Genomic DNA, 23,102 nt, shown 5'->3' on the forward strand with positions numbered 1-23,102 from the left:
CCGCACATCCCTGGCGTGGCCCGCGTACGGCGCCGCGTCCGGCCATGTCTCGCAGCACATCTCGCCCCCGCAGGAGCAGCTGCTCTCGGCCGCCGCGGTCTCGAATCCGTCTCCATTCGACGAAGTTGCTTCGCGATTGCAATCGGATATGGGACAGTCGTCTCCGGAGAACTCCTCGGGGCCGGGAGGGGGTGAATCGTATGGGCCGCGCCGGCCGGAATGCTGACTCGAACGTCAGCCGGAAGGGGAAGGCGCGGTTCGGACGCCTCGAAATGGGCAGGCAATGGTGCCGTGGGCACTGTTCCCGGGTAGGTGTTTCGGCGTACTTTGCTCGTGTCGCGAGCGACACCACGGGGGTTGAGTCGCCGGACCGGAGCGGTACGGCCACCCATGGAGGGGAACACAATGGGGAAGCGCGTCATGCGGAACGACCGGGGGCAGACCTCGATCGAATACCTGGGCATCATCGCCGTGGTGGTCGCCATCGTCCTGGTGCTGTCGACCACGGACTTCGGCAGCATGATCGCGAACGCCATCTCCGACAAGATCTCCGAGGTCGTCGGCATCTGACCGGCTTCGTGACCGCCCGTCGCTCCCGCCGCCTCGCCGGTGACGCGGGGCAGGCATTCCCGATCTACATCACCGCCGTGGCGGGCCTGCTCTTCCTCGCGCTGGCCCTTTTCGCGGTCGGCCAGGCCGGGGCCACCCGCAACGGCGGACAGACCGCGGCCGACGCGGCCGCGCTCGGCGCGGCCGAGGACTTCCGCGGCCAGCTGCGCAAGGGGCTGCTCGACGCGATCACCAGCGGTGAGGTCCTGGAGGATGTGGCGGACCTGCTCAACGGCCGGGGCTTCGACCCGCCCGGCGACCCGTGCGACCAGGCGCAGTGGTTCGCCGGCGAGAACGGCGCGGATGTTGTCGACGGCGGGTGCGTCCCGGGCTATCTGCCCGTCTCCTTCACCGTCACGGTCAGGACCAGCAAGGCGGTCGGCAAGTCCGTCATCCCGGGTACGGAGACCAAGCACGCGACCGCGCGGGCCAAGGCGGTCGTGGAGCCGCGCTGCACGTACGAGGAGCCGACCCCGCTGCCCGACCCCACCGGGGACGGCGACAAGGACGAAGACGGCACAGGCGACGGCAAGGGCGACGGCAAGGACGACGGGGACAAGGACGAGAAGTCCGTCATCGATCTGGTCTGCGAGGGCAGGAACATCACGATCGACCCCGAGCATCTGGATCTCTTCCCCGACGCCAAGGACCTGTTCTCCGTGCATCTCGCCGACTGACGACCGATGACTGACGAGCGAACGAAGAGTCAACGAAGAGTAAGGGACAGCGAGCGATGAGCATTCGGCACACGACGAAGGCCCGGAGGGGGGTCGCCGTGGGGGCTCTCGCGGCGGCCCTGGCCCTCGCCGTGGCCGGGTGCGGCAGCGACGACGGCAAGAAGCCGGACGGGGGCGGGGGAAAGACGTCCGCCGCCGCCAAGGACGACCGGTCCGGGGACGACGGCCCGGACAGCGAGCCCGCGGCCGACTCGTCCAAGACCATCGGCGAGATCAAGGGGCCGAACGGGATCGTGGTCACGCTGCACTCCGCGGTCCGGGACAGCGGCGGGTTCGTCACCGTGAACGGGACGGTGACCAACCGCGGGGACCAGCCCTTCAACGCCGTGGACTGGCGCTCCAAGGAGACCGAGATGAGGTCCCGGTCGTCCGTCTCGGGCGCCTCGCTCGTCGACCAGGCGGGCAAGAAGCGCTATCTGGTGCTGCGGGACACCGACGGGGAGTGCCTGTGTACGACGGGGCTCTCGGGGATCAAGCCGGACGAGAGCCGCCCGCTGTTCGCCCAGTTCCCGGCGCCGCCGTCGAGCGTCACCAAGGTCGACTTCCAGATTCCGACCATGCCGTCGGTCGGCATCGAGCTCACGGGCTGAGCGGGCGATGACCACACTCCGCGACCGCCGCGCCCGTACCCGCGCCCGCCGGGGCTCTCTCCTCGCCGCGCTCGCCTCCACCGCGCTCCTGGTCGCCCCGTCCCCAGCGGCCCGCGCCGACAGCGGGCCCGGCGCCCCCGCGGACACCACGCCGCCCGTCAAGATCGACACCGGCGACTCCGATCTGCGGATGCCCGGGAACGCGAAGCTGGCCCCCGGCCGGGTGCTCGACATCAAGTCGGTCGTCGAGACCGACGACGGGGACGAGCGCCGCGAGGACACGAACGCCAAGGTCAAGTTCGCCCTCCAGGCCGAGGTGCTGTTCGGCAAGGACAGCTCCAGGCTGGGCGGCGAGGCCAGCGCCCGGATCAAGGCCATCGCGCAGGAGATCGAGAAGCAGAACGCGACCAGCGTGCGGGTCTTCGGCTTCACCGACGACCTGGGCTCCGCGCTCCATGGCATCAAGCTGTCCAAGGAGCGGGCCAACGCCGTCCAGCGCGCGCTCTCGGCCGACCTGGACTCCGCCGTCCAGTACGAGATCCGCGGCTACGGCGAGCAGTACCCGATCGCGGACAACTCCTCGGAAGCGGGTCGCAGGAAAAACCGCCGGGTAGAGGTCAGCTTCGCCCGCGCGGGGGAGTAGGCCCCGGCTCCCGCCCAGGGGGCCGTGGGCGTGCACCCCGGCGCGTATCCCATGATGGATGTGTTTGTCGCATCCGGACCGGGAGTCCCCCCTGAGCACCGCCCTCACCGAGACCATATCCGCCGCCCTGCTGCTGGGCGTGCTCGCCTTCGCCGTCGTACGGCCCCGGGGGTGGCCCGAGGCGGCCGCCGCGGTGCCCGCCGCCGGGCTTGTGGTGGCGGTCGGGGCGGTCTCGCTGCCGGAGGTATGGCAGGTGACCCGCAGACTGCTGCCGGTCGTCGGCTTTCTGGCCGCGGTGCTGCTGCTGGCCCGGATGTGTGCGGACGAGGGGCTCTTCGAGGCCGCGGGAGACGCGGTGGCCCGGGCCTGCCGGGGTCGTACGGACCGGCTGCTGGCCGGGGTCTTCGCGGTGGCGGCGCTGGTCACCGCGGTGCTCAGCCTGGACGCCACCGTGGTGCTGCTGACCCCTGTGGTGTTCGCCACGGCCACCCGGCTCGGCGCCCGGGCGCGCCCGCATCTGTACGCGTGCGCCCACCTGGCGAACTCCGCGTCGCTGCTGCTTCCGGTGTCGAATCTGACCAACCTGCTGGCGCTGAAGGCCAGCGGGCTGTCGTTCACGCGGTTCGCCGTGCTCATGGCGCCCGCGTGGCTGCTGACCATCGGCCTCGAGTACCTGGTCTTCCGTCGCTACTTCGCCGCCGACCTGGCCGAAGGTGCCGCGCTGCCGCCGCCCGCCCGGCGGCCGGAGGTGCCGGTGTTCGCCCTGACCGTGCTCGTGCTGACCCTGTGCGGATTCATCGCCACCTCGCTCGTCGGCGTGGATCCGGCCTGGGCGGCCTGGGCCGGGGCCCTGGTGCTCGCGGTGCGCGCGGTGGCGCGCGGGCGGGAGACGGTGCGGGGCGCCGTGGCCGCCACGGGTCCGCTGTTCTGCCTCTTCGTGCTCGCCCTCGGGGTCGTGGTCCAGGCCGTGCTGGCGGGCGGGCTGGGGACCGGCCTGGCGCGGCTGCTCCCCGGCGGCGCCGGGCTGCCCGCGCTGCTCGCGATCGCCGGGGTCGCGGCCGTCCTGGCCAACCTCGTCAACAACCTCCCCGCCACGCTCGCGCTGCTGCCGATCGCCGCCGCGGGCGGGCCAGGGCCGGTGCTCGCCGTGCTGATCGGGGTCAACCTGGGGCCGAACCTCACCTACGTCGGCTCGCTGGCCACCCTGCTGTGGCGGCGCGAGATCCGCGCCTACGGCGTGGACGCGGGCCCGAGCCGTACCAGCGGCTCCGGGCTGGGCGACTTCACCCGGCTCGGGCTGCTGACCACACCGGCCACGATCGTGGCCGCGACGGTCGCGCTGTGGGCGATGCTGACGGCCACCGGGGCCTGAAACGGAAACCGCCGCGGCGGGGCTGGGCCCCGCGCGGCGGTTCGGTGTGGTGCTGGGCTCAGGACTCGATCCAGTTGTGCGCCTGGGCCAGCTCGATCACGCGTCTGCGCACCTGCTTGATCTGGTCGGCGGTCAGCGTGCCGCCCACCTCGACCAGCGCCTCGGTCAGCTCCTGCCGGAACTCGGCGACCGACAGCACATCGCACATGGTGTCGTCGCCCGAGTCCGCCGCCGGGCCCGGCGTGTGGATCCGGACGGCGGCCCGCTGCACGATCCGTACTTCGGCCGCCTTGGGGCCCTTGTCCCCGTACTCCGGGACGAACTCCACCTTGCTGCCCGGCTGGAACAGGTGCTTCTCGTCCAGCAGGTCGTTCGCGTGCATGAAGACGTCTTCGCCGCCGTCGTCGGGGGCGATGAAGCCATAGCCGCGGAACTCGTCAAACCGCAGAATTTTGCCCGTGGTTGTCACCGTGCAACCCCTACCCCTGTACCTCTACCTCAAGGACCTCGATCCGCGCGACCGAGGGTGTCCAACCATGACACCGAGGCCTCAGCGTACAGCTCGGGTCCTGCCCCGGCTATGCGTCCGGGCGCCCGATGGCGACCCGGGTCCCGGCCCGCAGCCCCCAGCGTTCCATCGCGCCGGCTTCGGCCTCCAGGACATGGCGCGCACGGGGGCGGGGCAGCCCGAACCGGCCGGGGCGCATGGTGCGCACGGCCAGGACGGTCAGCCGGCGGTCGAGGTAGGCGACGTCGATGGCGAAGCGCATCCCGAGGGTGTGGACGCTGCTCGCGGGGGTGAGCAGCAGCGCGCCGGCCACCCCGTCCCGGCCGAGCAGCCCGCGGGTGCGGGCCCGGTAGGAGGCCGCGATCTCCAGGGGGATGCCGGCGGCGCGGCCGTCCCCGTCCGGCCCGGCGCCGGGCTCCGGGCCGAGTACGTACAGCGTCCCCGTGCCGTCCCGCCAGTGACCCATCCCAGCCCATCCCTGATAGCTGATGTCCGGTGCGAGTGTCGCACCGGGCCGCGCTTTCGTAGGCTCGGCCCGTGCTTGTGCCCCCGGTCGTCCTGGTCGTCCTGGCCGCCGCCTACGGCGCGGCGGCCGGGCTGCTCGTGCCCCGTGCCCGGTACCGGCTGGCCGTCGAGCCCGAGGAGCCGTGGCGGGCGGCGTGCCCGCGCGGGCACGCGCTCGCCGGGGCGGCCCGGGGCTGGCTGGGGCTCGCCCGCTGCCCGGGCTGTCCGGACGGCGAGCGGAACTACGGCGCCGGCGGGCCCTGGGCCGCGGCCCTCACCGCGCTGGTGTGCGGGGTGCTGGCGGCGGCCGTCGGCGCACGCCCCGAGCTGGCGGTGTGGCTGCTGCTCACGCCGCCCCTGGTGCTGCTGGCGGGCGTGGACCTGGCGGTGCACCGGCTGCCGGACGTGCTGACGCTGCCGCTGGCCGCCGGGGCGGCCGCGCTGCTCGGCGTGGCGGCGCTGCTGCCGCACAGCGCCGGGTCCTGGCGGCGGGCGCTGCTGGGCGGGGCGGCGCTGGGCGGCGCGTATCTGCTGCTCTTCCTGATCAGCCCGAGCGGGATGGGGTTCGGCGATGTGAAGCTGGCCCTGGGTCTTGGGGTCGCGCTCGGCTGGTACGGCTGGGCGGTGCTGGTCCTGGGCGCGTGCGCGGGGCTGCTGCTGGGCTCGTGCTACGCCGTCGCGCTGCTCGCGACGCGCCGGGCGACCCGCGGAACCGGGATGGCGTTCGGCCCCTTCATGATCCTCGGGGCCTGCGCGGGGCTGGTGCTCGGGGGGCTCGCGGCCTGACGGCGGCTTCGGCTTTCCCGGCGACATTCATTGTCACCCGCGCCGATGCCTGGACTATCCCTCACAAAGCGTTATGGTGGAAGCCCCCCCTCGGGCCGGTCCGTATCCCCCCCACGGACCGGCCCGCTTCTTTCTCGGGCGATTCCGGGGCGTACCGGCCATGATCTGGGACAGAGCGCTCATCGCAACACTACGGAGCGTGACGTATTGGGGGGTGGGCAGGCGCTCGCGGGGGCGCACCCGGTTCGCCAGCGCCCCCCGCCCGCAGTAGGGTGTCGGCCCTGGGCGGACCGCCATCGCACATCATGCAAGGCACTGAGGGGCTGGAAGACGTGAAGTTGCGCGACCTGGTGTACGGGCTCTACGCACGCCGGGTGGAAGGCCGCCTCGACCACGCCCAGGTGCCCAAGCACATCGGTGTCATCCTCGACGGCAACCGCCGCTGGGCCCGCGCCGCCGGGGGGACGATCGAGCAGGGGCACAAGGCGGGCGCGAGCAAGATCCAGGAGCTGCTCGGCTGGTGCAGCGAGACGGACGTCGAGGTCGTCACGCTCTGGCTGCTGTCCACCGACAATCTGGACCGCCCCGAGGAGCAGCTGGTCCCGCTTCTGAGCATCATCGAGGGCGCGGTACGCGATCTGGCCTCCGACGGCCGCTGGCGGGTGCACCACGTCGGAAACCGCGATCTGCTGCCCGCCCATACCCAGACGGTCCTCAAGGAGGCCGAGCGGGACACCGAGCACATCGACGGGATACTCGTCAATGTCGCCGTCGGCTACGGCGGCCGGCAGGAGATCGCCGACGCGGTGCGTTCGCTGCTGCACGACCACGCGAGCAAGGGCACCACCTTCGACGAGCTCGCGGAGATCGTGGACATCGACCTGATCTCCGAGCACCTGTACACGCGCGGCCAGCCCGATCCGGACCTCGTCATCCGCACCAGCGGCGAGCAGCGGCTGTCGGGGTTCATGCTCTGGCAGAGCGCCCATTCGGAGTACTACTTCTGCGAGGTCTTCTGGCCGGCCTTCCGCAAGGTCGACTTCCTCCGCGCGCTGCGTGACTACGCCGCGCGGCACCGGCGGTACGGCGGCTAGTCCCGTACCCGGTACGGCAGTCGGGGCCGGGCGCCTCATCCATCCGTACGGTTTCCGTTACGACCTCACCTCGCCCCGCAAGGGGCGGGTTTCACAACGTTCATGTGCACGCCGTCATATGCCATTGCATGGCTGCGCACGTTCGAGGGAATATCCCTTCCAGGTCGACGCCCTGCCCCAACTGTCCTAGGGGTGTCGAACTGCCAGCGGACGGCATTGGCCCGTTCGCCCGGGAGGCCCTTTGCACACGGACGACTGTGCGGATCGTGCGTATGACGCGGAGGGCCGGCGCTCGGCCCTTCGCGTGGGGTCTGAGCCCGGTCCGTCCCCCCGCCTGCGGCCGGGGGACCCGTTCCCGCGACGCCGTCGCACCCCAACCTCTCCCGAGGGGGTTCGTCCACCCGTGGTGACCAGCAAAAAACGCCGCGAGCAAGACCGGCGCACCTATGTTCTCGACACCAGCGTCCTGCTCGCCGACCCGAACGCCATGGCCCGCTTCGACGAGCACGAGGTCGTGCTGCCGGTCGTCGTGGTCACCGAGCTTGAGTCCAAGAGGCACCACCCGGAGCTGGGTTACTTCGCCCGGCAGGCGCTGCGCCTGCTGGACGACTACCGGATCCGGTTCGGCCGTCTGGACGCCCCGATCCCGATCGGCGATCTGGGCGGCACTCTGCGCGTCGAGCTCAACCACTCCGACCCGGGCATCCTGCCCGCCGCCTTCCTGACCCATGGTGGCCGGGTGGGCGACAACGACTCGCGGATACTCGCGGTCGCCAGGAACCTCCAGGCCGAGGGGTACGACGTCACGGTCGTCTCGAAGGATCTCCCGCTCCGCATCAAGGCCTCCTCGGTGGGGCTGCTCGCGGAGGAGTACCGCGCCGAGTTGGCGATAACCGACTCCGGCTGGACCGGGATGGCCGAGCTGAGCGTCACCGCCGAGCAGGTGGACGACCTCTTCGCGGCCGAGACCGCGCATGTCCCCGAGGCGGCGGAGCTGCCGGTGCACACCGGTCTGGTGCTCCAGTCGGAGCGCGGCAAGGCGCTGGGCCGGGTCACGCCGGACGGCCAGGTGCGGCTGGTGCGCGGCGACCGCGAGGCGTTCGGGATCCACGGGCGGAGCGCGGAGCAGCGCATCGCGCTGGATCTGCTGCTCGACCCGGACATCGGGATCGTCTCGATGGGCGGCCGGGCCGGCACGGGCAAGTCGGCGCTGGCGCTGTGCGCCGGTCTCGAGGCGGTGCTGGAGCGCCAACAGCACCGGAAGGTGATGATCTTCCGGCCGCTGTACGCGGTGGGCGGACAGGAGTTGGGCTATCTGCCGGGCACCGAGGCGGAGAAGATGAGCCCCTGGGCCCAGGCGGTGTTCGACACGCTGTCGGCGGTGACCACCTCGGATGTGATCGAGGAGGTCGTGGGCCGCGGGATGCTGGAGGTGCTGCCGCTCACCCACATCCGGGGCCGCTCGCTCCATGACGCCTTTGTGATCGTGGACGAGGCGCAGTCACTCGAACGGAACGTCCTGCTGACCGTTCTGTCCCGTATCGGCGCCAACTCCCGGGTGGTACTCACCCATGACGTGGCACAGCGGGACAATCTGCGCGTCGGGCGTTACGACGGCGTGGTCGCGGTGGTCGAGAAGCTCAAGGGGCACCCGCTGTTCGCCCATGTCACCCTCGCCCGCTCCGAGCGGTCGCCGATCGCGGCCCTGGTGACCGAAATGCTCGAAGACAGCCATATCTGAGGCAGTTGAGGGGAGTGCGTGACCTCGCGTGACCCAGGCGCCGCGCGGCTGAGCCCAAAGAGCTTAGTCGCGCGGCGTCTTGGTGCGCTCGGATTTCCGAAAATCCTAGGGTGTAAACGGGGTGTGAGCTTTCACACTCAACGGGGAATTGCCTCCGGGCGTCCGCTTCCGGCAGTGTGTGGGTCCTGTCAGGCCCCGCATACGGCACACCAGTACCCCCAGCGGTACGGAACCACGGCAGTACCAGAACTAAACAGCGTTCGCCGTATGCCGCCCGAGCACCTTGCGGCCCTCCCGAGGGAGGGTCCACCGGGCCCGTGCCTCCCGTGACCAGCCGTGCCCATGAGTAACAGGGGGACGGAACAAGGGGAAGCCAGCGCCAGGGGCACGATTGCGTCCGCGAGGTCACCTAAGCGGGCGATGCTGGAAGGAAACCGTGTGAGCCGGATTTCGGTCCGGGGATTCGCAGTGGCCTCCGCCACCGCGGTCACCACTGTGGGCGCTGTCGTCGGTGTCGCCGCGGGCGGAGAGCAGGGCTCTTCCGACCCGATGGAGGCGGCCGCCGCCGACTCGACGCTCCTCGCGGACATACCCGCCGGCCAGCAGGCCGTGGCGCAGACCGCATCCCTGTCGCAGCAGGCGGACGTCCAGTCCACCGCGGCGGACGCGGAGGCGAAGAAGTCCGCGGAGGAGGCCGCTCGCAAGCAGGCCGCCAAGGACGCCAAGGCCAAGAAGGTTCAGGCGGAGAAGGAAGCCGCCGAGGCCAAGCTCGCCAAGGAGCGCGAGGAGGCCAAGAAGAAGCTCGAGGCGAGCCGTTCGGCCGCGCGCGACGCGAGCAGCTTCACCCAGCAGGCTTCGTACACCGTCGCGCAGGTCCAGGCCATTGCGCGGCAGATGGTCCCCGCGGACCAGTTCCAGTGCTTCAGCAACATCGTGAACCACGAGAGCACCTGGAACTACCGGGCCGAGAACCCCTCCTCGGGCGCGTACGGTCTGGTGCAGGCGCTGCCGGGCACCAAGATGGCCTCGGCGGGCGCCGACTGGCGGACCAACCCGGCCACCCAGATCAAGTGGGGTCTGGGCTACATGAACGACCGCTACGGCAGCCCCTGCGGCGCCTGGTCGTTCTGGCAGGCCAACAACTACTACTGATACCTCCCGGCCCGATCGGTCGCCCCAGGTGTTCAGCTTCGGGAAACCCCCGACCGCAACCGGTCGGGGGTTTCCCGCGTCCTGAGCCTGTAACGTCTTCCCGGAGACCGCGGGGGAACTGGGGGTAGGGGAAGCGAAATGTCCGCATTGCCACACTGGGTCGGCAGAATGGGCGCCGGTCTGACACGGCTCGCCGAGCGGCTGGAGCACCAGGCCAAAGCCGCCGATCCCGCCGACCCGGGCGACACATACACCGACGACGGCAGGGATCGCGGCGAGGGTCGCGCAGTCGCCGAGGGCGCCGAGAGCCCGGCCCCGGAGCGCACCGCCGCGGAGCGTCCTGCCCCGGAGCGTCCAGCCCTGGAGGGTTCGGTCCTGGAGGGCCCCGCCCCGGAAGGCCCCGACCGCGAGGATTCCGGCCGCGAGGATTCCGGCCGTGAGGATTCCGGCCGTGAGGATTCCGGCCGTGAGAGCGAGCTCCCGGTCCGGCGGGAGCCGGCCAGCGTGCCCGCCCCGCCCGCCTACGCCCCCGCCATCTCCGCCAGGCCCGACCCCGTCGCCGCCGTCCCCTGGGGCGTCCGGGTCGCCGCCGAGGTCGGCTGGCGGCTGCTGGTCCTCGCCGGGACCGTCTATGTGCTGATGACCGTCATCAGCGCCGTCGAGTTGGTGGTGCTCTCCTTCACCGTCGCCCTGCTGATCACCGCGATGCTGGAGCCGACCGTCACCCGGCTGCGGAACCGGGGCGTCCCCCGTGGCCTGGCCACGGCCATCACCTTTATCTCCGGCTTTGTGATCATGGGCCTGGTCATCTGGTTCGTGGTCTGGCAGGTCATGGAGAACGTCGACGACCTGTCCAGCAAGGTCCAGGCCGGCATCGACGATCTGCGGCGCTGGCTGCTCAACAGCCCCTTCCATGTGACCGAGAAGCAGATCAACCAGATCGCCAACAACCTGCGCGACGCGATCGGCGCCAACACCGACGAGATCACCTCGGCCGGTCTGGAGGGCGTCACGGTCATCGTGGAGGTGATGACCGGCATCCTGCTGGCGATGTTCAGCACGCTGTTCCTGCTGTACGACGGGCCGAAGATCTGGTCCTGGTTCCTCAAGCTCGTCCCGGCCCCGGCCCGCGACGGTGTGGCGGGCGCGGGCCCGCGCGCCTGGACCACGCTCACCGCCTATGTGCGCGGCACGGTGATCGTGGCGCTGATCGACGCCATCGCCATCGGCACCGGCATCTTCTTCCTCGATGTCCCGATGGCCGTCCCGCTCGCCGTCTTCATCTTCCTCTTCGCCTTCATCCCGCTCGTGGGCGCCGTGGTCTCCGGCGCGCTGGCGGTCGTGGTCGCGCTGGTCACCGAGGGCGTGTGGACGGCGGCGATGGTGCTCGTGGTGGTGCTGGCCGTGCAGCAGATCGAGGGCCATATCCTCCAGCCCTTCATCCTGGGCCGGGCGGTGCGGGTGCACCCGCTGGCCGTGGTGCTCTCGGTCGCGGCCGGCTCGCTGATCGGCGGCATCGGCGGCGCGGTGGTGGCCGTACCGCTGGTGGCGGTCGCCAACACGGTGGTCGGCTATCTGCGTTCGTACTCCAAGGAGGCCGCGCTGCGCACGACCCCGGGGCCGCACGGCTCCACCGCCGCGGAGATCGCGCCGACCCGGCGCGACGAGGGTGCGTGAGCCGCCGCCCGAGGGACCGTAGGACCCGGGGCACGCAGGCGGCAGCCCACAACGCGCCTGCTACGGACGGCGGTACAGGGTGCGGCGGGTGGCGGTGAAGCGGCGCAGCACCTCCGGCAGCGGATCGGTGCCGATGCCGGGCGCGGTGGGCACCCGCATGTGCCCGTCCACCAGAGTGAACGGCTCGGTGATGTCCTCGGCGAAGTAGCGGCTCGACGCCGAGGTGTCGCCCGGCAGGGTGAACCCGGGCAACGCGGCCAGCGCCAGGTTCGGCGCCCGCCCGACCCCGGTCTCCAGCATCCCGCCGCACCACACCGGGACGCCGTGTGCCATGGCGACGTCGTGGATGCGCCGGGCCTCCAGGTAGCCGCCGACACGGGCCGGTTTGACGTTGATCACCCGGCAGGCGCCGAGGGCGATCGCGGTGGCGGCGGCGCGGGCCGAGGTGATCGACTCGTCCAGGCATACGGGCGTCCGCAGCCGTTCCGCGAGCCGGGCGTGGCCGTACATGTCGTCCTCGTCGAGCGGCTGCTCGATGAGGAGCAGACCGAACTCGTCCAGCGCCCGCAGGTGTTCGGCGTCGGCGAGGGTATACGCGGTGTTGGCGTCGACCTGGAGCGGCAGGTCGTCGCCGAAGCGCTCACGGACCGCCCGGACGGGCTCGATGTCCCAGCCCGGCTCGATCTTGAGCTTGATCCGCAGATAGCCCTCGGCGAGGTACGTCCCGACCTCGTCGAGGAGCCGCGGCACCGATCCGCTGATGCCGACCGACACCCCCGCGGGCACCCGGTCCCGGACCGAGCCGAGCAGGGTGGCGATCGGCATCCCGTGGGTGCGCAACTCGGCGTCGAGCAGGGCGGTCTCCAGGGCGGCCTTGGCGAGCAGATGCCCCTTGACTCCGGCCATCGCCGGGGCCAGGGCGGCGCTGGAGACCTCGGGCAGCGCGGTGACCCGGGGCACCAGATGCTCGGCGAGCACGATCTCCGCCCCGGCGACGAACTCCGAGCAGTACAGCGGCTCGGGGTCGGCCGCGAACTCCGACCAGCCCTCGGCGCCGTCCGTCGTGACATGCAGCAGAAAGGTGTCCTTGCTGGTCATCGTCCCGAAGGACGTCCGGAACGGCGTCACCAGGGGAATGTGGACATGCAGCAGCTCGATGTGCTCGATCTTCACGCGGTCGCCTCCGGGGTGAGCAGGTACCAGCCGTCGCGGGTCATGGCGGTGGCCATGAAGCCCTCGGCGAACGCCTCGGTGAACACCTCGCGGACAGCGTGCCGCCAGCGCAGCGCCGCCGTCGCGTCGGTGGCGCGCAGCGCGACCACATCGGCCGGCACCCGGCACCAGATCCGGTCGCCGTCGCGGACGGCCAGCGGGCCGCCGTCGGGAGCGAGGCGGGTCACGGGCGCGGCCTGCCGCGAAGCGGTCGCCTCTCCGTCCCGGCCCCCGGTGCCGTGCGCGCCGCCGTCGAGCAGATCCCAGCGGGCGGTCAGCCGGTCGCTCTCGTCGCCGTCGTTGAGCCCGTCGCGCATCGGCCCGTAGAAGTCGATCAGATACTCGACGCCGACCGCGCCCAGCTTGACCAGGTTGAATCGGGCGTTGCGACCGACCAGCGGATCGAAGGTCCACACCATGGCCCTCGCCCCGTGCCGCAGTGCCCAGCTCCGCTGGGCCTGCTTGAGCGCGAAGCCCACCCCCCGATCGGAGTGGCGTGCGGCGGCGACCAGCGAGTAGACGGCCCCCGTCCCGGGCGGCGAGAACACGGCGGCGGTCGCCCCGATCAGGTGCGGGCCGTCGTACGCGCCGAGCACTTCGCCGCCCGCGTGGCACAGGCTGCTCAGCAACTCGGCGGGGTACGGAGGGTTGGTGCGGGGGGTGCGCCATACGTCGGCGAAGAAGTCGGCGACGGCCGCGATTCCGGCGACGTCCTCGACGGGCCGGATGGTGACACCGCCCGGCGGGGCGGCCGGGCCGGCCGGGACCGGGGCGGTCGCTGTCGTCGCCGTGACGGTCTCCGGTGAGGGCTGGAATCTGGTTTCACGCTTCACCGGTCCGATTTTCGGGCGCCGCGCGCCCCAGGGGACTGGACGCACAGGCAAGAGGCCCCGGCGATCGTTGTACGATCGGCCAAAGCGCGCCGGTGGTCCGGTGTGGTGCGGTGAGCGGCGGGCCGCCGCCCAGCGGACGCCCGGCGGACAAGCCGGCCGGTCTCAGGCACTGGACGGGAGCCGATAACGACGTGGACCAACGCACAAGCCAGAGCGGCACCCGCGAGATCCGGGCCTGTAGCCTCGCCCAGCTCCTCGACGTGCTCGGCCAGTCCGTGCTGCGGCTGCTCACCGCCCCGGCCGGCCTCTCCGCCCCCGTGACCGAGGCACTCGTGCACGACGTCCACACCCCCCTGCCGCGCACGCCGGACGGCCTGCTGCTCGCGGTCGGCGTCCGGCCCGCCGAGCCCGAGGCGCACGAGCTGGTCCGGGCCGCGGGCGCGGCCGGGCTCGCCGCGCTGGTCGTCAAGGAGTACGGCGGGACCGCCGCCGCCCTCGCCGCCGCGGCCGAGGCCCATGGCGTCGCCGTGCTGGCCGTGGACGAGGATGTGTCCTGGCACCATCTGCACCTGCTGATCGCGTCGACGCTCAACGCGCCGCGCACCGTCGCGGGCACCGCGGGCGGGGCCGCGCTCGGCGATCTCTTCTCGCTCGCCAACGCCCTGGCCGCCGCCATCGGCGGGGCGACGGCCATCGAGGACCCGCGGCAGCGCATCTTCGCCTACTCCACCCTGCCGGACCAGCCCGTGGACGAGGACCGGCGGCAGGGCATCCTCGGCCTCCAGGTGCCGGACGGCCCGGAGAACAGCGCCCAGTACCGGATGCTCTACCGCGGCCCGGGAGTCTGCCGGCTGCCGGCGGTCGGCGACGGACTGCCGCGGCTCGCGGTGGCCGTCCGGGCGGGCGGCGAGACCCTCGGCTCGATCTGGGTCGTGGACACCGGCACGCTCGCGAAGGACGCCGAGGAGGTGCTCGCCCAGGGCGCGTCCATGGCGGCGCTGCACCTGCTCCAGGCCCGGGCGGCCGAGGAGTTGGTCCGGCGTCAACACGGCGACCTGCTGCGCCGGGTGCTCGACGGCGGGGCGAGCGCCGCGCTGGTGGCGCCCCAGCTCGGGCTGCGGGAGGACGACCCGGTCCGGGTGGTCGCCTTCGCGCTCGCCGGGGACCTCTCCGTGCCGTCGGGGGAGCAGGCAGCGCTGCGGCTGGTCGAACTGGTCAGGCTCCAGTGCGAGGCCCGGTACGGACAGCATGCCTGCGTCCTGGTCGGCGGCATCGTCTACGCGCTGCTGCCCGTCCCCGACGAGCGGAGCGAGGGACGCCAGCGCGGCCTCGCCGCCGACATCGCCCGGCAGGCCGGCCACGCCCTGCGCGTGCCGGTGGTCGCCGGGCTCGGCGGCGTGGTGCGCGGACTGGCGGAAGCCACCGCCTCACGCGTCGACGCCGACCTCGTGCTGCGCATCCTCACCGGCGGCGGCCGGCCGGACGGACCGGCCGCCGCCACGGTGGCCGAGCTCCGGTCCAAGGTGACCCTGCTGTGCCTCGGCGAGCTGCTGGCGGACCGGCCGCAGCTGGCCGAGGGACCGTGGCGCCGGGTGCTCGCCCACGACGCCGAGCACGGCACCGAGTACGCCCGGACCTATCTGGCCTATCTGGACGCCGGATGCGACATGGCCCGGGCGGCCCGGCTGCTCGCCGTCCACCCCAACACCTGCCGCTACCGGCTGCGGCAGGCACAGGCGCAGCTCGGCATCGACGTGGAGGATCCCGACGAGCGGCTCGTGCTGTGGCTGCACCTGCGCACCCTGGCCAGGACCGCGCCGTGATCGGTCAGAAGCCCATGAGCCCCGTCATGCCGTGAGCCCCGTCATGCCGTGAGCCAGGCGCGCAGCCGCTCCTCGCAGCGGGTCAGCTGGTCCAGGGTGACGTACTCGCCCGGGGTGTGCGCCAGGCCGGGGTCGCCGGGGCCGTAGTTCAGCGCGGGGATGCCGAGTTCGGCGAAGCGTGCCACGTCCGTCCAGCCGAGCTTGGGGCGGGGTTCGCATCCCAGGGCGCCGACCAGCGCGGCGACGGCGGGTTGCCGCAGTCCGGGCGGGGCGGCCGGGGCGAGGTCGGTCACCCGCACCTCGAACTCGGGGAACAGCCCGGTTACGTAGGCCACGGCCTCCTGGGGGGAGCGGTGCGGCGCGAATCGGTAGTTGACGGTCACCACGCAGCTGTCCGGCACCACGTTGTCGGCGACCCCGGCCCGCACGCCGACCGCGCTGAGCCCCTCGCGGTAGGTCAGCCCGTCGACCTCCACCTCGGCGCCGATATGGTCCTCCAGCCGCTGGAGGATCGCGGCGGCACGGTGCGCGGCGTTGCGGCCCAGCCACGCGCGGGCGGTGTGAGCGCGTCTGCCGGTCGCCACCACCTCGGCCGTCAGCGTGCCCTGGCAGCCCGCCTCCACCCCCGCGTCGGAGGGCTCCAGGAGGACGGCGAGGTCAGCGGCCAGCAGGTCGGGCCGGTGTGCGGCGATGCGGGTGAGCCCGTTGCGGTCGCTGGAGACCTCCTCGCACTCATAGAAGACATAGGTCACGTCGTGCGCGGGCGCGGGGAGCGCCGCGGCCGTGCGCAGCGCCACCGCGACGCCGCCCTTCATGTCGCAGGCGCCCAGGCCGAGCAGCCGCCCGTCCTCGATGCGCGACGGGAGGTTGTCCGCGGCCGGGACGGTGTCCAGGTGCCCGGCGAGGACGACGCGGGTGGGGCGGCCGACGTGGGTGCGGGCGACCACGGAGTGGCCGACGCGGCTGACGTCCAGGTGTGGAAGCCGGGCCAGGGCCGCCTCGACCGCGTCGGCCAGCGCCGCCTCCTGGCCGCTTTCCGAGGGTGTGTCCACGAGCTGCCGGGTGAGGGACACGACGTCGGACGCCAGGTCGAGGGCTGCCATGGTGAGAACTCCTTCCGCGCGGGTGCTGGCCCCAGGGTTACCCCGGCCCGCGACGGTCGCGCATTGGAGGATCGGCTAATGCCCGGGCCCGCTCTAGGCCGGACGGCCAACGACTGCGGATCGCGGACCCTTCAGGATGCTGACACGGCCAATGATTCACCTGCCCGCACACAGGGGTTCGAGTAGCCGGTCATACCCGCTCACATACTTGAGGCCCCATGCGAAGACGACATCGACCCCGTTTTCCCCTACCTGCTGTGGCCGCCGGGTGCCTTGCCGTGGCATTGCTCGCTTCCGGGTGTTCCGGTGGCGTCACCGGCCAGGCGCCCGCTTCGGCCGATCTGTCCGGCATCTCGGAAGACGCCCGGCTGCACGCGCTGCTTCCCGATCCGATCCGGAATTCCGGGCGGGTCGTCGTCGGTACGAACGCGCCCTACCCTCCGTTCGAGAGTTTCCGCTCCGAGAGCGACCAGGAATTCGTCGGGCTGGACATCGATCTCGGCAAGGCCGTCGGCAAGGTGCTCGGAGTCGAATTCGAATTCCGGCAGCAGCCGTTCGATGGGCTGGTCCCCGGCGTCCAGGCGGGCAAGTACGACCTGGTCATGGCCGGGATGGTGGACACCCCGGACCGCCAGAAGGTCATCGACTTCGTCGACTACGGCGTCCTGGTCCCCGCCCTGGTGGTGAACAAGAAGAAGGCCATGGGATTCCGGGACACGATGAGCCTGTGCGGGCACAGGGTCGGTGGCCAGACCGGCACCACCACCGTCGATGACATCGCCAAGGACACGCGTGCGTGCGCGGCGGCGGGAAAGCCGGGAATCGAACTCCAGACGTATCCCGTCTTCTCGCAGTCGCTGCTCGCGCTGAGCAGCGGCAAGGTGGACGCGGTCATCAGCAATTCCGCACTGAGCGGATACACCGTCGAACGGCAGGGCACGGACGGGCCGCTGGAGATCGAGAAGCAATTCGACTTCGGAGCCAAGCGGGACATCCTCGGAATCGGCGTCTCCAAGAAGCGCGCGGGACTGGCCGAGGCCGTCCAGGCAGCCCTGCGACGGCTGAAGGCCGACGGCTCGTACCGCCGGATCCTGGGGCACTACGGCATGGCCGACTACGGCCTGAACGACTACGCGATCAACGGAGCGAGCAAGAGGAGACAGCGGTGAGCACCGTCCCCGAGCTGAGGACCGACGACCCCGCGTCCTCCCGAGTGCCGGGCCCGGCGCCCGTGATCAGGCCGCTACGGCACCCCGTCCGGACCGCCTGCGGCGTGCTGGCGCTGCTGTGCCTGGCCGGCGTCGTCTGGTCGGTCGCCAAGAACCCCAACCTGGAGTGGCACACCGTCGGCCAGTATCTGTTCCATGAGCGCACGCTCTCCGGCCTCGGCGTCACCCTCTATCTGACCGTCGTCTGCATGGTGATCGCCGTCGTCGGCGGCACCGTACTGGCGATCATGAAGCTGTCGGACAGCTTTCTGCTCCGTACGATCGCCGACGGCTACATCTGGCTGTTCCGCGGCGTGCCGCTGGTCGTCCAGCTGATCTTCTGGGGCTTCCTCGGCGCCTTCTACCAGCGCCTGACCATCGGCATCCCCTTCACCGACGTGGTCTTCTACAGCGTGGAGACCAACACGCTCGTCACCGCCACCGTCGCGGCGGTGCTCGCGCTCGGCCTCAACGCGGTCGCCTACGCCGCGGAGATCGTCCGTGGCGGCATCGCCGCCGTGGACGCCGGGCAGCGCGAGGCCGCGTACGCGCTCGGTCTGACCCCGGCACAGACCATGCGCCGGATCGTGCTGCCCCAGGCGATGCGGGTGATCGTCCCGCCGATGGGCAACGAGGTCATCACCATGCTCAAGATGACCGCCCTGGTCTCGATCATCGCGGGCAACGACCTGATGACCAACCTCCAGAGCATCTACTCGATGAACTTCAAGGTCATCCCGCTGCTCGTGGTCGCCTGCGTCTGGTACCTCGCGCTGACCACGGTGCTCACCTTCGGGCAGCGCTATCTCGAGCGGCGCTTCGGCCGCGGCACCACGGCATCGCGCGGCGGCTTCGGGCCCCGCGCCGCCCGCACCACCGGAGGTGAGCAGGCATGAGCACTCCCATGCTGGTCGCGGAGGGCGTCCGCAAGAGCTTCGGGGACAGTGAGATCCTCCGCGGCATCGACCTGACCGTAGGGCATGGCGAGGTCCTGTGCCTCCTGGGGCCGAGCGGTTCGGGCAAGAGCACCTTTCTGCGCTGCGTCAACCACCTGGAGCGCCTCGACGGCGGCCTGCTGTCCGTCGACGGCGAGCTGGTCGGCTACCGCCGGGACGGGGACGTGCTGCACGAACTGCGGCCGCGTGAGGTCGCCTCCCGGCGCGCCCACATCGGCATGGTCTTCCAGCGCTTCCATCTGTTCCCGCACATGACCGCGCTGGAGAACGTCATCGAGGCGCCGTGCCGGGTGCGGAAGCAGAGCAAGCAGGCCGCCGTCGCCCGCGCCCGGGAACTGCTGGAGCGGGTCGGGCTGGCCGACAAGGCCGACTCCTACCCGTCCCAGCTCTCCGGCGGTCAGCAGCAGCGCGTCGCCATCGCCCGCTCGCTGGCGATGGAGCCCAAACTGATGCTCTTCGACGAGCCCACGTCGGCGCTCGACCCCGAACTGGTCGGCGAGGTGCTGACCGTGATGCGGGACCTGGCCGCGTCCGGCATGACGATGGTGGTGGTGACCCACGAGATCGGCTTCGCCCGGGAGGTCGCCGACCAGGTGGTCTTCATGGACGGTGGGGTGGTCGTCGAGTCCGGTCCGCCGGACGAGGTGCTGACGCGTCCCCGGCACGAGCGCACCAAGTCGTTCCTCGGAAAGGTGATCTGAGTGTCCGCCACTTCCCCTCCGCCCGCGGCCTCCGGAGCGTCCGCCACTCCCCGCGGCGGCGCGCTCCTGATCACCGGTGCGACGGTGCTGGACGGTACGGGGGCGGCGCCCCGACCGGCCGATGTCACGGTCGCCGCAGGCCGGATCGCCGCCGTCGCGCCGCCCGGCACCCTCGCCCCCGGGGACGGCTACGACACCCTCGACGCCACCGGCCTCGCGCTGGCGCCCGGTTTCATCGACCCCCACTCGCACGCCGACGGCTCGCCGCTGGAGAGCGAGGACGACACCAGCAAGATCCTCCAGGGCATCACCACCGAGATCGTCGGCAACTGCGGCCAGAGCCCGGACCCGGGCCCGTACGGCGGCTTCGGTGCCCTCTTCGAACGGCTGGACGCGTCGGGTTACGTGACCCACTACTGCCCGCTGGTCGGCCACGGCGCACTGTACGAGGCGGCCATGGGCGGCCGGCCCGGCCCGCCGGACCGCGACGACGCCCGCCGGATGGGCGCGCTGCTCGACGAGGCGGTCGAGGCCGGGGTCTTCGGGATGTCCAGCGGGCTGATCTACCCGCCGGGCCTCTACACCGAGCCGGACGACCTGGTCGACCTGGCCGGCCGGCTGCCCGAGGGCCGTATCTACGCCACCCACATGCGTGACGAGGGGCGCCACCTGGGGCGCAGCGTCGAAGAGGCGGTCATGCTCGGCGCCCGCACCGGCCGCCGCGTGCAGGTCTCGCACCTCAAGGCGGCCGGCGTGCCGTTCTGGGGAGGCGTGGACGACGCGCTCGCCCGACTGGACCGGGCCCGTGCCGAAGGCGTGGACGTCAACCAGGACGTCTACCCCTACGACGCCAGCTCGACGACGCTGCACGCCGTCCTGCCGCCCTGGTTCCAGGAGGGCGACGACGCCCTGCTGCGTCAGCGGCTGGCCGACCCGCGGCAGATCGAGCGCGCCCGGGCGGAGGTGGAGGACCCCACCGACCACGGCTGGGAGAACATCGTGGCGGGGGACGGCTACGACCGGATCATGGTCTCCTCGACCCGCAGCCACTCCCATGAGGGCGCCACGCTCGCCCAGCTCGCCGAGAAGCTGGACATGGCGCCGTTCGACGTGATCGTGCATCTGCTGCGTACCGAGGACCTTCAGGTGCACATGGTCGACTTCTCCATGGACGAGCGGGACGTGGAGACGGTGCTGCGCGCCCCGCGTACCAGCGTGTGCACCGACGGGCTGCCCATCGATCTGGGCGGCAAGCCGCATCCCAGGCTGTACGGAAGCTTCCCCCGGGTGCTGGGCCGGTATGTGCGTGAGCGCGGTGTGCTGGACCTGGCGACGGCCGTCCACAAGATGACCGGGCTGACCGCCGAGGTCTTCGGGGTGCCCGAGCGCGGGCGGATCGCTCCGGGCCTGGTCGCCGACCTGGTGGCGTTCGACCCCGCCACGGTCGGCGACACCGCGACCTATCAGGAGCCCCGGCGCACCCCGGCCGGCATCCGCTGGGTCATGCAGTCGGGCCATGTCGTCGTCCGCGACGGCCGCTGGCTCGGCACCCGCCGTGGCGCCCGGCTCACCCCGGCCTGACCCGCACGCACGCGAGGGGCGGCCCCACCAACCGGTGGGACCGCCCCTCGCGTGGGTTTTCCGTCAGCCGTTCGCGGCCAGCGTCGCCTCGGCGTCGAGCGTGGTGCCGACCGCCTGCACCACGGCGGCGATCTTGAAGGCTTCCTGGACCGTCTCACGGTCCACGCCCGCCTTGCGGAGCACCTGCTCATGCGAGTCCAGGCACTGGCCGCAGCCGTTGATCGCGGAGACCGCGAGCGACCAGAGCTCGAAGTCGGTCTTCTCCACGCCCGGGTTGCCGATGACGTTCATCCGCAGACCCGCGCGCAGGGTGCCGTACTCCGGGTCCGACAGCAGGTGCCGGGTCCGGTAGAAGACGTTGTTCATCGCCATGATGGCGGCGGCCGACTTGGCGGCGGTGTACGCCTCGGGCGTCAGCTTGGCCTTGGCCTCCGGCTCGAGCTCCGCCAGCACGCGCGGCGATCGCGAGGCGATCGCGCAGGCCAGCACGGTGCCCCACAGCTGCTGCTGCGGCAGGTCGGAGTTGCCGATGACCGAGCCCAGGTTGAGCTTGAGATCCTTGGCGTAGTCCGGCAGGGCGGACTTCAGGTCGTCGAGTGCCATGGTCGGGTCAGCTCACTCGCCCGAGAGGAGCTTGACCGGGTCGAGGGTGTCCTCGCCCTTGCTCCAGTTGCACGGGCACAGCTCGTCGGTCTGGAGGGCGTCGAGGACCCGCAGGACCTCCTTGGGGTTACGGCCCACGGAACCGGCGGTCACCATGGTGAACTGGATCTCGTTGTTCGGGTCGACGATGAAGACCGCGCGCTGCGCGAAGCCGTCCTCGCCCTCGACGCCGCAGTCCCGCATCAGCTCGTGCTTGGAGTCGGCCAGCATCGGGAAGGGCAGGTCACGCAGGTCGGCGTGGTCCTTGCGCCAGGCGTGGTGGACGAACTCGGAGTCGCCGGAGACACCGAGGATCTGCGCGTCACGGTCGGCGAACTCGTCGTTCAGCTTGCCGAACGCGGCGATCTCGGTCGGGCACACGAAAGTGAAGTCCTTCGGCCAGAAGAACACGACGCGCCACTTGCCCTCGTAGGACTTGTGGTTGATCTGCTCGAACTCCTTGCCGCTCTCCAGCGACACACAGGCGGTCAGATCGTACGTGGGGAACTTGTCACCGACAGTGAGCACGTGCTCTCCTTGCAGCTTTCAGCGGAGAAAACCCTTATGGGGTGGTTTCCTCGGGGTTGGACTGAACCACCCTGTCATACTCGGCATTGATCAGTGAAATAGCTAGACTAGGTGCTCTTGATCGGAGGTGGTTATCAGTTGGTCGCACCGACCACACCCGGGGGCAAGCCCCGTCAGCCCAGCCTCGCCCAGCTCAGGGCGTTCGCCGCGGTCGCCGAGCAGCTGCACTTCCGCGATGCCGCGGCCGCCATCGGCATGAGCCAGCCCGCGCTCTCCGGGGCCGTGGCCGCGCTGGAGGAGGCGCTCGGGGTGCAGCTCCTGGAGCGTACGACGCGCAAGGTGCTGCTCAGCCCGGCGGGGGAGCGGCTGGCGGCGCGCGCCCGTACGGTGCTGGAAGCGGTGGGCGCGCTGATGGACGAGGCGGAGGCGGCGCGGGCGCCGTTCACCGGGGTGCTGCGGCTCGGGGTGATCCCGACCGTGGCGCCGTATCTGCTGCCGACCGTGCTGCGGCTGGTGCGCGGCCGCTATCCGCTGCTCGACCTCCAGGTACACGAGGAGCAGACCGCCTCGCTGCTGGACGGGCTCGCCCAGGGCCGGCTCGATCTGCTGCTGCTCGCGGTCCCGCTGGCCGCCCCCGGGGTGGTCGAACTACCGCTGTTCGACGAGGACTTCGTGCTCGTCACGCCCCAGGACCACTGGCTCGGCGGACGGAGCGACATCCCTCGCGCGGCGCTGAAGGAGCTGGATCTGCTGCTGCTCGACGAGGGCCACTGCCTGCGCGACCAGGCCCTGGACATCTGCCGCGAGGCGGGCCGTACGGAGGGCGCCCCGGTGACCACGAGCGCCGCCGGGCTCTCCACGCTGGTGCAGCTGGTCGCGGGCGGCCTCGGGGTGACGCTGCTGCCGCGTACGGCGCTGCGCGTGGAGACGGGGCGCAGTGAGCAGCTGGCCACCGGCTACTTCGCCGATCCGGCACCCGCGCGCCGGATCGCGCTCGCGATGCGGGCGGGGGCGGCGCGGCAGGAGGAGTTCGAGGCGTTCGCGGGGGCGCTGCGGGAGGCGATGGGGGTGTTGCCGGTGCGGATCGTCAAGGGGTAGCGGG

The 23,102-nt window shown here is 71.6% G+C and carries 23 protein-coding genes; 16 read left to right on the forward strand and 7 right to left on the reverse strand.

Going from position 1 to position 23,102, the window contains the following annotated elements; genetic code table 11:
- Nucleotides 1–405 precede the first annotated feature (405 nt).
- Genes ACZ4WQ_RS17395 through ACZ4WQ_RS17415 form a run of 5 tightly spaced genes read left to right on the forward strand, consistent with a single transcriptional unit; the run spans nt 406 to nt 3,951 of the window.
- Complete coding sequence (locus ACZ4WQ_RS17395; RefSeq protein WP_014176788.1) at nt 406–570, forward strand: membrane protein; 165 nt, start codon at nt 406–408, stop codon at nt 568–570.
- Nucleotides 571–578: 8 nt separating this feature from the next.
- Complete coding sequence (locus ACZ4WQ_RS17400) at nt 579–1,286, forward strand: hypothetical protein (RefSeq protein WP_311727492.1); 708 nt, start codon at nt 579–581, stop codon at nt 1,284–1,286.
- A gap of 56 nt (nt 1,287–1,342) precedes the next feature.
- Nucleotides 1,343–1,936, forward strand: a complete 594-nt coding sequence (locus tag ACZ4WQ_RS17405) for a hypothetical protein (RefSeq protein ID WP_311727493.1) — start codon at nt 1,343–1,345, stop codon at nt 1,934–1,936.
- A gap of 7 nt (nt 1,937–1,943) precedes the next feature.
- Nucleotides 1,944–2,579: an OmpA family protein gene (locus ACZ4WQ_RS17410; protein ID WP_311727494.1), complete on the forward strand. Its 636-nt coding sequence runs from the start codon at nt 1,944–1,946 to the stop codon at nt 2,577–2,579.
- Nucleotides 2,580–2,637: 58 nt separating this feature from the next.
- Nucleotides 2,638–3,951 carry an SLC13 family permease gene (locus tag ACZ4WQ_RS17415; RefSeq protein WP_398371045.1) on the forward strand — a complete coding sequence of 438 codons (1,314 nt, stop codon included), beginning with the start codon at nt 2,638–2,640 and terminating at the stop codon, nt 3,949–3,951.
- A gap of 58 nt (nt 3,952–4,009) precedes the next feature.
- On the opposite strand, the gene ACZ4WQ_RS17420 is transcribed toward ACZ4WQ_RS17415, so the two are convergent.
- Together ACZ4WQ_RS17420 and ACZ4WQ_RS17425 are read right to left on the reverse strand one after the other, a co-directional pair.
- Nucleotides 4,010–4,420: a cold shock domain-containing protein gene (locus ACZ4WQ_RS17420; protein WP_311727496.1), complete on the reverse strand. Its 411-nt coding sequence runs from the start codon at nt 4,418–4,420 to the stop codon at nt 4,010–4,012.
- 109 nt (nt 4,421–4,529) lie between these two features.
- Complete coding sequence (locus tag ACZ4WQ_RS17425) at nt 4,530–4,925, reverse strand: DUF192 domain-containing protein (RefSeq protein WP_385340485.1); 396 nt, start codon at nt 4,923–4,925, stop codon at nt 4,530–4,532.
- A gap of 71 nt (nt 4,926–4,996) precedes the next feature.
- On the opposite strand from ACZ4WQ_RS17425, the gene ACZ4WQ_RS17430 reads away from it, so the two are divergent.
- The 5 genes from ACZ4WQ_RS17430 to ACZ4WQ_RS17450 all read left to right on the forward strand — a co-directional run bounded on the left by ACZ4WQ_RS17430 (nt 4,997) and on the right by ACZ4WQ_RS17450 (nt 11,413).
- A complete protein-coding gene (locus ACZ4WQ_RS17430) occupies nt 4,997–5,749 on the forward strand; it encodes a prepilin peptidase (protein ID WP_398371048.1) in 753 nt (250 codons plus the stop codon).
- A 332-nt stretch (nt 5,750–6,081) separates the two neighbouring features.
- A complete protein-coding gene (locus tag ACZ4WQ_RS17435; protein ID WP_311727677.1) occupies nt 6,082–6,843 on the forward strand; it encodes an isoprenyl transferase in 762 nt (253 codons plus the stop codon).
- Between the two features lie 403 nt (nt 6,844–7,246).
- Entirely contained in the window at nt 7,247–8,584 is a 1,338-nt protein-coding gene (locus ACZ4WQ_RS17440) for a PhoH family protein (RefSeq protein WP_398371050.1), read from the forward strand.
- Between the two features lie 438 nt (nt 8,585–9,022).
- On the forward strand, nt 9,023–9,736 hold the full coding sequence (locus ACZ4WQ_RS17445; protein ID WP_449658051.1) for an aggregation-promoting factor C-terminal-like domain-containing protein: 714 nt from the start codon (nt 9,023–9,025) through the stop codon (nt 9,734–9,736).
- Between the two features lie 138 nt (nt 9,737–9,874).
- Nucleotides 9,875–11,413 (forward strand): AI-2E family transporter, encoded by a 1,539-nt coding sequence (locus ACZ4WQ_RS17450; RefSeq protein WP_468022277.1) that lies wholly within the window; start codon nt 9,875–9,877, stop codon nt 11,411–11,413.
- 60 nt (nt 11,414–11,473) lie between these two features.
- Here ACZ4WQ_RS17450 and menC read toward each other — a convergent pair whose 3' ends face one another.
- Both menC and ACZ4WQ_RS17460 read right to left on the reverse strand, forming a co-directional pair.
- Nucleotides 11,474–12,586, reverse strand: a complete 1,113-nt coding sequence (gene menC, locus ACZ4WQ_RS17455) for an o-succinylbenzoate synthase (RefSeq protein ID WP_361183501.1) — start codon at nt 12,584–12,586, stop codon at nt 11,474–11,476.
- A complete protein-coding gene (locus ACZ4WQ_RS17460) occupies nt 12,583–13,458 on the reverse strand; it encodes a GNAT family N-acetyltransferase (protein ID WP_311727503.1) in 876 nt (291 codons plus the stop codon). The genes menC and ACZ4WQ_RS17460 overlap by 4 nt, the downstream gene beginning before the upstream one ends.
- 191 nt (nt 13,459–13,649) lie before the next feature.
- Between ACZ4WQ_RS17460 and ACZ4WQ_RS17465 the strand changes: the two genes are divergently transcribed.
- Nucleotides 13,650–15,281: a PucR family transcriptional regulator gene (locus ACZ4WQ_RS17465; protein WP_398371055.1), complete on the forward strand. Its 1,632-nt coding sequence runs from the start codon at nt 13,650–13,652 to the stop codon at nt 15,279–15,281.
- Between the two features lie 41 nt (nt 15,282–15,322).
- Here ACZ4WQ_RS17465 and dapE read toward each other — a convergent pair whose 3' ends face one another.
- Nucleotides 15,323–16,384 carry a succinyl-diaminopimelate desuccinylase gene (gene dapE, locus ACZ4WQ_RS17470; RefSeq protein ID WP_311727505.1) on the reverse strand — a complete coding sequence of 354 codons (1,062 nt, stop codon included), beginning with the start codon at nt 16,382–16,384 and terminating at the stop codon, nt 15,323–15,325.
- Nucleotides 16,385–16,662: 278 nt separating this feature from the next.
- On the opposite strand from dapE, the gene ACZ4WQ_RS17475 reads away from it, so the two are divergent.
- The 4 genes from ACZ4WQ_RS17475 to ACZ4WQ_RS17490 are packed head-to-tail and all read left to right on the forward strand — an operon-like array spanning nt 16,663 to nt 20,830.
- A complete protein-coding gene (locus tag ACZ4WQ_RS17475; protein WP_398371058.1) occupies nt 16,663–17,553 on the forward strand; it encodes an ABC transporter substrate-binding protein in 891 nt (296 codons plus the stop codon).
- Entirely contained in the window at nt 17,550–18,488 is a 939-nt protein-coding gene (locus ACZ4WQ_RS17480; protein WP_311727507.1) for an amino acid ABC transporter permease, read from the forward strand. The genes ACZ4WQ_RS17475 and ACZ4WQ_RS17480 overlap by 4 nt, the downstream gene beginning before the upstream one ends.
- Nucleotides 18,485–19,249: an amino acid ABC transporter ATP-binding protein gene (locus ACZ4WQ_RS17485; protein ID WP_311727508.1), complete on the forward strand. Its 765-nt coding sequence runs from the start codon at nt 18,485–18,487 to the stop codon at nt 19,247–19,249. The genes ACZ4WQ_RS17480 and ACZ4WQ_RS17485 overlap by 4 nt, the downstream gene beginning before the upstream one ends.
- On the forward strand, nt 19,250–20,830 hold the full coding sequence (locus tag ACZ4WQ_RS17490) for an N-acyl-D-amino-acid deacylase family protein (protein WP_361183492.1): 1,581 nt from the start codon (nt 19,250–19,252) through the stop codon (nt 20,828–20,830).
- 63 nt (nt 20,831–20,893) lie between these two features.
- On the opposite strand, the gene ACZ4WQ_RS17495 is transcribed toward ACZ4WQ_RS17490, so the two are convergent.
- Both ACZ4WQ_RS17495 and ACZ4WQ_RS17500 read right to left on the reverse strand, forming a co-directional pair.
- Nucleotides 20,894–21,433 (reverse strand): alkyl hydroperoxide reductase, encoded by a 540-nt coding sequence (locus ACZ4WQ_RS17495; RefSeq protein WP_311727510.1) that lies wholly within the window; start codon nt 21,431–21,433, stop codon nt 20,894–20,896.
- A gap of 12 nt (nt 21,434–21,445) precedes the next feature.
- Nucleotides 21,446–22,000, reverse strand: coding sequence for a peroxiredoxin (locus tag ACZ4WQ_RS17500; protein WP_361183490.1), 555 nt, complete (start codon nt 21,998–22,000; stop codon nt 21,446–21,448).
- Nucleotides 22,001–22,138: 138 nt separating this feature from the next.
- Between ACZ4WQ_RS17500 and ACZ4WQ_RS17505 the strand changes: the two genes are divergently transcribed.
- Complete coding sequence (locus ACZ4WQ_RS17505; protein WP_398371062.1) at nt 22,139–23,098, forward strand: hydrogen peroxide-inducible genes activator; 960 nt, start codon at nt 22,139–22,141, stop codon at nt 23,096–23,098.
- Nucleotides 23,099–23,102 lie beyond the last annotated feature (4 nt).

The organism is Streptomyces sp. NPDC028305 (assembly GCF_055569495.1).